Source organism: Flavobacterium tistrianum, assembly GCF_003254545.1.
GTDB classification, from domain to species: domain Bacteria; phylum Bacteroidota; class Bacteroidia; order Flavobacteriales; family Flavobacteriaceae; genus Flavobacterium; species Flavobacterium tistrianum.
The window spans coordinates 472,085-485,714 of the sequence record NZ_QJRH01000073.1 but is presented as its reverse complement, the minus strand read 5'-3'; the positions used below and the strand labels follow the sequence as shown (position 1 = coordinate 485,714).

The 13,630-nt window shown below is 39.4% G+C and carries 3 protein-coding genes; all 3 read right to left on the bottom strand.

What is annotated here, in order from left to right; all coding sequences use genetic code 11:
• Positions 1 to 49: 49 nt before the first annotated feature.
• From DMB71_RS21105 to DMB71_RS21095, 3 genes are read right to left on the bottom strand one after another with little or no spacing between them, the layout of a single operon-like run.
• On the bottom strand, positions 50 to 1,978 hold the full coding sequence (locus tag DMB71_RS21105) for an OmpA family protein (RefSeq protein WP_111369588.1): 1,929 nt from the start codon (positions 1,976 to 1,978) through the stop codon (positions 50 to 52).
• Between the two features lie 12 nt (positions 1,979 to 1,990).
• Positions 1,991 to 2,956, bottom strand: coding sequence for a PorP/SprF family type IX secretion system membrane protein (locus DMB71_RS21100; RefSeq protein WP_111369587.1), 966 nt, complete (start codon positions 2,954 to 2,956; stop codon positions 1,991 to 1,993).
• Between the two features lie 13 nt (positions 2,957 to 2,969).
• Positions 2,970 to 13,403 carry a PKD domain-containing protein gene (locus DMB71_RS21095; protein WP_111369586.1) on the bottom strand — a complete coding sequence of 3,478 codons (10,434 nt, stop codon included), beginning with the start codon at positions 13,401 to 13,403 and terminating at the stop codon, positions 2,970 to 2,972.
• Positions 13,404 to 13,630: the final 227 nt, after the last annotated feature.

Below are 13,630 nucleotides of genomic sequence, written 5' to 3'. Positions count from 1 at the left end.
AGAAATAAATAAAAAAAGCGTCCTGAGATGATCTTGGGACGCTTTTCTTTTACATTTTTGTTATAATGAATTCGCTTCGGCGATTGACTTGATGTTGTGCTTCTGTACACGGAACTCCGTTTGAGCAATTGTTGATCAATTGCGTTTCTCCGTAGCCAATTGCGCTCTCAATTCTTTCTGGAGCTACTCCTTGAGAAATGAGATAATCTCTTGTGGCTTTTGCTCTTCGATCGGAGAGTTCGAGATTGTATTGGTCATTGGCTCGAGAATCGGTATGCGATTCAATTTTAATTACAACTGTATTGTACTGATGCATTAAGAGAACTACTTTATTTAATTCTATTGCAGCATCATATCGAATTTCTGATTTGTCTAAATCAAAGTAGATAATTCCGATTTTGATTTTTAAGAGACCATTTTCGCGCACAATTAAAGCTGGATCTAAACCAACTAAAGCTTCGGTTTTTCCTGAACTGTTTGCCGTTACAATTGCTTTAGTATTGTTGTTATAATTCTCTTTTGAGACTTCGATAGTATAAGGCGTATTGCAATTTACGTTGTTATTAAAATCGTATTTTCCATCAAGCTGAGAAACGGTTTCAGCCACTTTTATACCGTTGACATTTTTCAGCGTTACCATAGCGCCTGCGATTCTATTGTTTGAAATGGCATCAAAAACATAACCGCTTATGGCTTGGTTGCATGATCTTTCAAAAGAGTAAATATCGTCATCGCCTTTTCCAGTTTTTCTATTTGAACAAACAAAACCTTTATTGGTTGCCTCGTTAACGATATAGCCAAAATCGTCTCTATTGCTGTTTAAAGGTGCTCCTAGATTGGCAGGAGCATCAAAAGCGCCATCATTTATTCTGCTTTCAAATACGTCCAGACCTCCCAAGCCTAAGAATCCGTCAGAAGAAAAATATAGGGCCTGATCGGTAATATATGGGAACATTTCTCGTCCAGTTGTATTTATTTTTTCGCCTAAATTTTTTGGCTGAGAAAATTGGTTGTTGCCTAAAATATCTACAACAAAAATATCTGTTGAGCCAATGGTTCCAGGCATATCCGATACAAAATAAAGTTTTTTTCCGTCTTTGCTTACTGAAGGATGTCCAACAGAATAATTATCACTGTTAAAAGGCAGTTCCTGAATATTTTTCCAAGAAACGGTACCGTTGCTATTTTCTGTTGCTGTAGCAGAAAAAATCTTAAGATTATTAATGCCTTTGCTGTCGCGTTTCAGTTTTCCGTTGTAATTGTTTCGGGTAAAATAAATCGTTTTTTCGTCTGGAGAAAAAGCAATGCAGGCTTCGTGATATTTTGTTGTAATATCTTTTCCAAAGCGTTCTTTGAAAGTTACATTCGATTGCGTTTCGCTTATTTTTCCCAACTGCATATTCAAGTAGGGCTGATCATTCCATCCGTATTTTTCAGTTTTAAAATACGAAGAATCAATTGTAGTAGAGTAGACCAGATCGCCTTTGTAGAACATCGGGCCAAAATCAGAATAAGCTGAATTGATGTCTAAATTTTCAAGTACAAAAGAAGGTTTTATGTTTTCTATATCTTCTAATGTGACATTTTTAAGCGAAAAATTCTTAGCTCTTGGGTCAGTCGATTTTTGTTTTTCGGCAAAGGCTTTCATCCATTTTTTTGCCAACTCATAGTTTTGAATTCCTTGTAATGACTGTGCATAACGAAACAAATATTCGGCGGAAACTTCATTAGGATATTCAGCAATTAGTTTGCCGTACCATTTTGAAGCACTTGACATTTTGGTGTTAAAATAGTAAGCGTCTCCAAGCCTTTGAAGCGTTTCTTTAGAAGCATCTCCATTATTTATAGAAAGTTCGTACGATTTTGCGGCTTCAACATAATACATCTTATCAAAAAGAGCATCGGCAGCTTTGTTTTTGGTTTGTGAATAAATCAGCTGTATAACCAATAATGCGAGTATAGTAATTGTTCTTTTCATAGACTATCCGTATTAAAAGAATCTTGGTGATTTTAATCCTTTTTTGCGTGAAACGAGTTCAAAACGAAGCATGATTTCGTGCGTACCATTGTTGTAATTCTGTAAGGCGGTTGTGGTGTAATCGTACGCATATCCAGCCATAATCATTGGCGTTATCTGTATGCCGACTAAACCGCTAACAGAATCTGATGTACGATAAGAAGCTCCCAGCGTTATGGCATTGTTGAACATGAAATTGGCTGAGAAATCGGCAATAATTGGAGCTCCAGCAACATATTTTACCAAAACGGCTGGTTTGAATTTGGTATGTGCCGAAAGGTCAAAAACAATACCTCCAATAAGATATACGTGTATTCTCTGATTGACTAGATCATCGCTGATATCATCGTAGGTATAGCGTTCACGGGTCATAAAATTTGGAACTGAAATTCCGATGTAATCTCTTTCTCCATGCCAATATAGTCCTGCCCCTACAACAGGCAAAAATTTATTGGTAATGTTTTCTCGAAATTGGGAATCAGGGTCTTTGTGGCTTCCTTTAGACCAGTCAATATTAATAACACGCCCGCCGCCTTTTAATCCGAATGAGAGTTTATGGGTTTCTCCAGATTTAATGGTGTAAGAGAGGTTTGCATCTAAATACTGTTCTTCTGTAGGTCCGATTTCTTCATTTACAATTGAGATTCCAAGACCGACATTTTTTCCGAGTGGAGTGTCTAATGAAAAACTTTGAGTATCTGGAGCGCCTTCAATACCAACCCACTGCGTTCTTAAAAGACCAGTTACGGTTAAATGTCCAAGAGATCCGGCATAAGCTGAGTTTACGGTCATTGTATTATACATATATTGCGTGTATTGCGGGTCCTGTTGTGCAAAGGCTCCATATACCGAGAATAGAGTAATTATCGCGAAAACCTTTTTTATATTTTTAATCATAGCCAATTCTATTTTGGTTAATCCTATTCTTAAACTTTTCATTTTCTGGATGGTTTTATTTTAGGTAAACCCATCCAGAGGTTTTTTTAGATCCGTCTCCTAAATCGAGAATATAGAAATAGGTGCCCTCCGGAAGCGTTTTGGCAGAGCCGTCTGCTTTTCCGTCCCAAGTATTTTTATAGCCTTTTTGGTAGTAAACCAAATTACCCCAGCGGTTAAATATCTCCAGTTGATTATTAGGATACCTTTCTATACAATCAATATAGAAGAAGTCGTTCTGGCCGTCATCATTTGGTGAAAACTCATTGTAGATTTTCAGACAGTTTGGCGAAACAGTTGCACTATCCTGATTGTTTGTCGGATTTGTGTCGACTTGATCAAGCTGTGTCATATGTGCCGTATTCAGATAATCGTTAAAATCAATTACTTTAACCACCAGTGTAAGTGTCTGAGAAGCTCCACCATTAATTGCCGGTATCTGCCAAATTCCTGTTGCAGGATTATAATCTCCAGAACTAACTGTTGAATTTATGTATGAATATCCTTTTGGAAGTACATCTTGTACTTCAACATTTGTAGCGGTGAGAGTTCCGAGATTTTCTGCTGTAATAGTGAAGGTTACCTGTGAATCCATTGGAACATCAGTTTTATCTACATCTTTTCTTATTGCAACATCTGTTGACGGAATATTGATGAATTCAGAATCTTCGTCGTCCTCGCTTTGATCGCCATTATCATTATTTGGCGTCGAATCGGGATCAAATTGATCGCTAGCAGTTATTTGTGCAATATTCAAATAGTCAGAGTTTTGTAAGCCATGTACAGGAACAACTGTAGCATTGTATGTTAGGGTAAGACCTCCAACAGGTATAGTTAGTTTTTCCCATCTTATAGTATTCAGGTTGAAGATTCCGCCATTAGTAATATTGGTGATGTTTTTGTATCCTAATGGTATAATATCTTCAACGGCAACGCCTGTCGCTTCGCTTGGACCTTCGTTTCCGATCTGTAGTGTAAATGTTACTGTCTCGTTTACATTAGCATTTTTGTTGCTTACGGTTTTATCCAGACTTAAATCGGCAACATTTACTTTTATAGTAACGCTATCATAATCGTCCTCGGTCGGAACTCCGTTATTAGGAGTTGAGTCTGGATCGGGAAGATTGCTGGCTGTTATTTCGGCTATGTTGGTGTATTCTCCAGATTGGCCTGATGGTTTATTAACGGTTGCATAAATTTGAAGAGTCTGTGTATTTCCCACGTTGACAATTCCAGTATTCCACATTCCAGTTATGTTGTTATATATACCGCTTGTGGCTGTGTAAGTCGAATAGGTAAATCCAGGAGGAAGAATATCTTTAACCATTACACCGCTAGCAATTCCAGGTCCATCATTGGTAACTGTTATTTCAAAAATAACTGTGCTTCCTACATCATGCACGAGATTACCTGAAAGTGTACTTTTGTTTAAAGATAAATCGGCTTCAATTATTACAGGTGTGACCGAAATGCTATCATAATCATCTTCAGTTACAATGCCATTTCCTGGCGTACTGTCTGGATCAAATTGATCGGCTGTCATTACTTCTGCTGTATTCAAATATTCATCAGCTGTTCCGGTTGGGCTTTTTACAAAAGCATTTATAAGCAGAGTATGGCTGTTTCCAGGTAACGTAATTCCAGGAGACCAAATTCCTGTGATCGGATTGTAGCTTCCAGAAGTTGAGTTGTAAGACTCATAAACATAACCAGCAGGAAGAATATCTTTTATTGTTACGCCAGTCGAAATACTTGGTCCTGAATTTGCAACTGTAACAGAAAATGTAATCTGCGAACCAACTTCTGGAGTAAGTATGTTGTTAATTACTTTTTTCTCAATAGAAAGATCAGCTACCGCAGGAACTGGAGACAATAATAAAGCACTCATGTCATCTTCGCCTAAAACATTATTGTTTGGAGTAGAATCAGGATCTAGCTCATTTGAGGCATAAACTTCGGCAATATTTTGATAAATACCTGTTGGGTTTACTTTTGCAGTTATCAATAAAGATTCAGAACTTCCGCTTGGTATTGTTCCTATATCCCAAATTCCATTAGAATAAAAATATTGTCCAGCTGTTGAACTGTATACTACATATTCATAACCGCTTGGCAGCATGTCTATTACTTTAACTCCTGTTGCCGTTTGTGGCCCGCTGTTGGTCACTATAATTTCAAAAGTGACGGTTGCGCCAAAAACAGGACTAAAGTTGCCTCCGACTATGCCTTTGACTAGAGATAAATCTGCGATAGGAGGCGTCGGAGTAGTTGTAACAGTAGCATAATCATTCTCTGTTACAACTCCGTTATTTGGTGTTGAATTTGGATCAGGAAGGCTGCTGGCAGTTACTTCTGCAATGTTGTTGTAATTTCCAGTTGCATTTACAGTAGCTGTTACACGCAATACTTGCGAGTCTCCATTAATCAACGAGCCGATAACCCATTTACCAGTTGTAGCATTATAAGTTCCTTTTGTAGAGCTATAATTAACAAAAGTATAACCAGAAGGCAATAAATCGGTTACTTCAACTCCTGCAGTATTTTGAGGGCCGTTATTGGTTGCAATTACTTCAAAAATAACTTGAGTGCCTATAAGAGGCGTTGCGTTATTTACTGTTTTGGTTAAAGATAAATCTGCAGCTTGTGCGTTTGGAGTAACGGTTGCAGTTGCATAATCGTTCTCTGTGGCAACCCCGTTGTTCGGTGTCGAATTAGGGTCTGGAAGATCAGCTGCAGTTACTTCGGCCACATTCACATAATTTCCTGTCGGATTAACAACAGCCAAAATTTGTAAAGTTTCAGATTTTCCATTTATCATATTGCCAACATTCCATATACCTGTTGCAGAGGTGTAAGTTCCTGTAGAGATAGTGTATCCTGTTAGTGTATATCCTGATGGAAGCAGATCTGTAACTTGAACACCTGTGTTGTCATCTATTCCATTATTGGTAATTATAACTTCAAAAATAACTTGTGAACCGACTAATGGGGTAGGATTGTTTACCGTTTTAGTCAATGAAAGGTCTGATACTGGAGTTTTTTGTATTACTGTTACCACTGCTGTATCATAATCGTCTTCTGTAGGAACTCCATTATTTGGTGTTGAGTCGGGGTCAGGAAGGTCAGATGCTGTTACTTCTGCAATATTTGTATAATTGCCTGTAGGCAGTACCGTTGCAATTATCTGTAACGTTTGGGAATTTCCATTTGCTAAAGTTCCAACATTCCATATACCGGTTGCTGAATTGTACGTTCCTTGTGAAATCGTATAAGCATTAAATTGATAACCGTTAGGAAGCAAATCGGTCACTTGAACTCCAGTTGCATCCTGTGGACCACTATTGGTAACTATAATTTCAAAAGTTACCAAAGAATCTACCAATGGGGTAGGATTACTAACGGTTTTGTTTAATGACAAATCTGCTGAAGCTGGAATTGGAGTTGTAGAGGCTTCTGCGTAATCATCTTCTGTTGTAACTCCGTTGTTTGGAGTAGAATCTGGATCTGGCTGGCTGCTTGCTGTGATTTCGGCGCTGTTAGTATAATTTCCTGTGGTATTAACGGAAGCTGTTATTTGCAATGTATAAGAATCTGAAACAGGCATATTTCCAACATCCCAAAGCCCTGTTGCAGGATCATACGTTCCTGTTGTTGCGCTGTATGATACATAAGTATAACCTGAAGGCAATAAATCGGTAACCATAACACCGTTTGCTTCTTGCGGTCCAGAATTTGTTACTTGAACGCTGAATGTTACTAAAGAGCCCACTAAAGGAGTAGGATTGCTTACAGTTTTAGTCAATGATAAATCTGCCGATGTTGGAACAGGAACAGTAGTAACTTCTGCATAATCATCTTCTGTCGTGATTCCATTATCTGGTGTCGAATCCGGATCAGGAAGATTAGCTGCGGTTACTTCGGCTGTATTAGTGTAAATACCGTTTGGATTTACTTGCGCAACAATCTGCAGAGTTTCTGAATCGCCAGTTACTAAATTACCAACTATCCATATCCCTGTGGCACTGTCATAGGTTCCTGTAGAAATGGTAGATCCTGCAAATGTATATCCAGAAGGAAGTACATCAGTTACCTGTACTCCAAAATTATCCTGAGGGCCATTATTGGTCACAACAACTTCAAAAGTAACAAGAGAGCCTACTAAAGGTGTTACATTATTGACTGTTTTAGTTAACGACAAATCAGAAGATTGAGGAATAGGAGTAGTTGTTGCTGTTCCGTAATCATCTTCTGTCGGCACCCCGTTATTTGGAGTTGAGTCGGGATCAGGAGTATCACTATTAGTAACTTCAGCAATATTGGTGTAATCTCCTGTCGGGTTAACTATGGCATTAATCTGTAATGTTTCAGATTCACTGCTGCGTAATATGTCTAATGTCCATAAGCCCGTTGTGGTATCATACGTTCCGCTTGTTGCATTAAAATTGGTATAGGTATAACCAGAAGGCAGTAAGTCTGTCACTTGAACAAGCGCTGCGTCCTGCGGTCCGCTGTTTGTAGTGATAATGCTAAAAGTTACAGTAGAACCAACCAAAGGAGTAGGATTGCTTACAGTTTTTGTCAGTGATAAATCTGCTGATGGTGGTATAGGTGTTACAACAGCATTATCTTCATCATCTTCACTTTGATCTCCATCATCATTGTTAGGTGTACTATCAGGATCTGGAAGATCGCTTGCTATGACTTGAGTTATATTTATATAATTGCCAGCTGGCAATACCTTAGCATCCAGAATAAGAGATTCTGTAACACCAGAATCAACGGTTCCTACATTCCAAATTCCGGTAGTGCTGTTATATGTTCCAGCAGAAGAGCTGTAATTTACATATTGAAATCCAGAGGGAAGTAGATCGGCGACTTGTACTCCAGTGGCATTATTTGGGCCATCATTTGTTATTTTAAGTTCAAACGAAATCTGGCTTCCGACTACAGGAGATGTATTGCCTGCTACAACATTTTTAACCAAAGATAAATCTGCTGATGGTCCAACAAAGATAATTTCTGCATCATCCTGATCATCTTCTGTAGGAATATTATTATTAGGAACACTATCAGGATCTGGCAAATCGCTGGTTATTACTTGAGCGACATTTAGATAGTTTCCTAAAGGATTAACAATAGCGCTAAAGGTCAGATCTATATTTGAATTAGCTGGAAGATATAGATTTCGCCATTCCAGAGTAGCAGTGGCCACTTGATAGGTACCTCCATTCGACACGGAACCAGGTATTAGAGTATAGCCTACAGGAACAATATCCCTTACGCCAACTCCAGTTGCATTTCCTGGACCATTATTAACAACATTAATAGTAAAGTTAACTTGTTCGCCTGCCGCGGCCGAAGTTGGAGTTACAGATTTTGTAAGTTCTAAATCCGCTTGTTTTAGAGAAACCGAGGCTGTGGATATATCATCTTCTGTTGTAACACCATTTCCAGGAGTACTATCAGGATCGAACTGATGGGCGGTCTGGATTTCTGCCGTGTTAAAATAATCGCTCATCGATGTTACGACATTTACTTTAGCAGTAATCTGTAAGGAAAGCGTATTTCCGTTGTTCAAATTACCAACATTCCATATTCCTGTGAGACTATTGTATTTTCCCGCTCCATTATCACTCACATAGGTGTAGCCAGGCGGCAGTTTGTCTGAAACCGTGATTCCAGTTGCATTATTTGGCCCGCTATTGGTTACAGAAATTGTAAAAATGACATTATCATTGATACTTACAGTATTAGGAGAAACTGTTTTTTTAAGCGATAAATCGGCTACATCGAGAACTACTGTAGCACTGTCCTGATCATCTTCTGCCGGGTTTTGATTGTTTGGCGTGCTGTCAGGATCAAATTGATCAGATGCAATAACCTCTGCTGTATTGACATAAGACCCTCCCGAAGGTAATATAGTAGCTTTGAATGATAGATTTAAAATGCTTCCGCTCGGAATTGTGATACCGCTCCAAGTAATAGTATTATCGCCAACATTATACACTCCTGCTGAAGTAACAGATCCAGCAACAAGCGCAAAGCCGAGTGGAATAAAGTCACGTATGGCAACATTGGTGGCTGTTGAAGATCCTCCCAATGCATTATTGTTAAACACATTGATATTAAAAGTAACCACGTCGCCAACGCTTCCTGTTGTAGGTGTTACTGTTTTAGTTAATTCAAGATCGGCTACGGCACGTATTGTAAGATTCATTGAATCTGATGAAACAGCACAGTTTCCATTTGTTACATTCCATTGGAGAGTGTAAATGCCAGGAATTGTTCCAGTTACAGCCGTTGTTGGACTAGTAGGATCTGTAAAACCTATTGTGCTAGGCCCTGCGGTTTGAATCCAGCTTCCAGTTCCAACTGTTGGAGCAACCGCATTCATATTAATAGATGAAAATTGAGGTCTAATTTGATCTGGTCCTGCATTGGCAGTTGATGGATTCTCGTAGATAGTTACCAAGACAGTATCTTCAGAGAAACATCCATTTAAATTAGTAGTGGTAACTGTCCATTTAAATTCATATGTGCCAGGAATTAGTCCGAGCATTAAGGAATTTTCATTATTTGGAGATGCAATACCAGCGGTATTTGGACCAGAAACCTGTGTCCATGTTCCTAAACCTGATGTTACTGTTGAGGCATTCATCGTAGCACTGGTAGCATCACAAAGTTCTTGATCTGGACCTGCATTGGCAATGGATGGCGGAACATCATTAAAGGTTATTTCTACTTGGTCTGAAGTCGGCTGGCATAGTGAAGGATTTGTAAAAGGCCCATTGCTAACTGTCCATGTTAAGATGTAAGTCCCCAAAACATTAATATTTGATAAAGTTGTTACAGGACTATTTGGATTGTCAATCACAGCATTACCTCCAGGGGGCTGAGAGAAAAATGTCCATGTACCTATACCTACAGTCGGAGGAACTGCAGCGGTTTTATAAGTGGTTTGGCAGGCAACAGTATCATCTGGACCTGCAATGGCCGTGCTTGGCGGCGCATTCATTTCTATTCGCACAATATCTGAAAGAGTTCGGCAATTGTTGCTCATGAATACCCATTCCAGAATATAAAGACCAGGAACAATTAAATTTGAAACTGTCGTTAAAGGTGCTGTGGGAGTATCAATAACTGCAATGCTTCCCGGCGGCTGATAAACAAATCTCCATTGAAACGTTGTAACATCTGGGGGAGGAACATTTCCGCTCATTGTAGCGACTCCGCCAACATCACTAATACATAATGTCTGGTCTGGTCCAGCATTTGGATCGACACTTGCCCCATTGAAAATAGTAATATTTACAGAATCTGAAGTTCCAGTACATGTAGCGCCATTTGGAAATGTGGTGGTACTGGTAGTGTATGTAAAGACATAATCATTTCCAGGAACGACAGTTGCATTGGCTATGTAGCTGTTTGATGGAGATTGTGTGATTATAACATCAGCAGGATTTCCTGTTGTACTGGTCAGTGACCATGTTCCCGTTGAGTTTTCATTGGCTATAAGCTGCACGCTGGTAACATCGCAATAGGTCTGGTCTATTCCTGCGTTTGCTGCTGGATCTACCACAACTATTACATCATCAAAACTACCTTGGCATAAAAAGATGCTTTTTGCAGTTATCGTCCATCTGAAAGTGTATGTTCCTGCTACAAGACCATTAATTGCCGTATTCGGGTTAGAAGGATCTACAATTGTAGGCTGATTTGGAGAACCAGTCAGCACAGACCATTGTCCTAATTCAAAAAAGCTATCATATGAGTTTCCAGCCATGATAACGCTGCTGTTGTTGCAGATATTTTGATCAGGGCCCGCATTTGCTGGATGAGGCGGAAGTCCGATAGTAAGATTGATGTCATCAAATGCCTGGCCGCAGATGCCCGCATCGACTGTCCACCTGAATATGTAATAACCGCTGTAAGAGAAAGTAAAAACAGCATTTGGATCATGAATATCACTTATGGTATAATTACCAACACCCGAAATTCTAGTCCATGTACCTGTTGATCCTCCACTTTTTGTGGCCGCCATTGTTATGGTGCTGCCGCAAATTTCCTGATCTGGACCTGCATTGGCAATTGGCGGTGTTTCTGCAACTGTAACAGATACGCTACTTTGGCTAGGAATACAGGTTCGCAATCTTGAACTTATAGACCATGTAAAAACATAAGTTCCATTTCCTGGAACCGTTACCATGGTATTTGGGTCTTCTATATTATCAATTATTACTCCAGTTGAAGGCTGTACTGTCCAAATTCCATAGTCTCCAAATCCTGGGATATTTCCGCTAAGATTAAAAGTGTTTGTACCAGACGAATAGCAGGCATTTGGTCCAGCATCTGCTGGTGTGGGAGCCGTATTATTATTTGTGCTAATGGTTACGGTATCAGAAACCGATGAACCACATGATGGCCCGGGATGCGAATAGGAAACTGTCCATTGTAATTCATAAGATGCCATGGGGGTTATAAAACCAGACGCAATGGCATTTGGATTATTTACATCTGAAAATGTAATGGTATCGGGACCCGAAACTTGGCTCCAAGTTCCAATTTCACCAGGTGCGGCAGGAACAGCGCTAAGAGGCACAAGCGAACTTGCACAAACTACCTGATCTGTTCCTGCATCAACATTGCTTATTGTGCTATCTGAAACGTAAACGGTAACTGTTGCAACTGAAAAACCACAGGTGGCACCACCACCTTTTGTGATATATTGAAAAACATAGGTTCCAGAAATAAGATTGCTCACAGGCGTATCGATTGCAAAATTATCAGCTATTGTAGCTGTATTAGGCCCGCTAAGCTGACTCCAAAAATGCAGACCATCATCTGTGCTGACTCCAGAAAGAACAGTGGTCGTGTCACCACAAGGCAGACTGACATCGGTTCCAGCATTTGACGGAGTAGGATCTCCAGAAACCAAAATACCCAAAGTATCAAAACCAAAATCACATTCAACAGTTAATGCACCGTTCTGTTTTCGAACAAATTCAACCGTGTAATCTCCAGGAGCTGTAAGGGTTAAAGTAAGAGAGTTTCCAACATCTTTTAAAGCAGTAGGAAAAGGACCTAAAGGAGATAAAGGTGGGCCACTTACGATACGGTACTGGTTGGAACCTGTTCCAGTTACCGTAAGCGGAATTGTAAATACAGTAGCATTACAGCTTCCAACAATATCATTTCCGTTATTCGCCAAAATAGTTCTGGTTGGGCCATTATATTGTACAATATAATCCTTGGTAAAAACGCAGCCAGTATTATTATTTGTCAGAGTATAACGGAAACGGTACGGATCTCCTCCCTGAAAAATATTGGTTACCAATGTAGTAGGGTTGGTCGGCGAAACAATTACAGCGCCGCTATCTCCAGAAATTTGTGACCAAGCAACAGTTTCACCTGCGTATAAAGGAGTCTGTGCAACAAGAGTAACTTGATTTATAGTATTATCGCAGAAGAATATATTTTCATCTCCGCCAGGCAATTGTGTTACATCTTGGGTTGCAGCTGGCACCGTAATTACAACGGTATCGTTTCCAGAAGCACAAGGGCCAGAAACAGTCCATCTAAATGTGTATGTTCCTTGAACTAAATTAGAAATGCCTGTGTTGTTAGCATTTGGATTGCTTATAACTGGCGTATTAGGTCCGCTGACAAATGTCCACTGTCCGTTTTGCCCGTTAAGGCCGCAGCCTCCATAAGTAGCATTTAAGTTGGTTGATTGCGTTGTGGTGTAGCAATTGCTCAAAGTCTGATCTGGACCTGCAGAAACAGGTTTAACGCCTCCATAATTGGTTACCGTTATCTGAGAAGTTGTTCTACAGCGCTGTCCAGGAGCATATTCTGGACCCTCAATAACCCATTGAAGAGTAGTAACTCCACAGCTTGTGTCAGGCAGGCTGATGGTTGAGGTGGCTAAATTTGGAAAATTAATTACAACCCCTGCATTGTTTGCACCCACTATTTCCCAATATCCTGTTTCGCCATTATTTTGTGGAGTATTTGCAATGATAGCCAATGTTCCGTTAGTATTTGGGCAGCTAGTAATATTGGCGCCGGCGTTGGCTTTTGTTATGGGTTTTACATTAACCACCTTGTCCTGATAGGATACAATGCCGTCGCTGCAGGTTGCGCTGTATCTAAAAATATAAGTATTGCCTCCAGTGTATCCAGAAACAGTTGTGCTTGCACTTGTTGGCGAATTTATAGTTACAGCAGGACCCGAGATTTGAGTCCATTTGACTGTGCCTGTAATGGGGCTTGGATTGTTACCCGTCAAAACCAATGCATCGGTTTCACAAATGGTAACATTCAATACTCCTGCATTTACAGAGCAGTTTTGTGCATTGGTTTGAAAAATTGAAAGAAAAATTAATAAGGCAGCAAAAGCCAGTTTTTTTGATAAAGTGCAAATTCTCCAAGAAAAATAAAATTGTGCCATAAGCAATCAGGAATGAAAAGGCAGCACAGCAAATTTATAACTACCTTAAATTAATAAATTGATTTTGAGCATTAATCGTAGTTAAGATTTGAATTTGATTTGAGGGTTACTCAAATTTAAAGAAAGATAATCATGAAATTTTTTTTTCTATGTTGCAGATTATAAAATGAAACATAAAAAATAGATTTTGAAACAATAAAATGCGTTACAGTAGTGTGAGAAAGCAA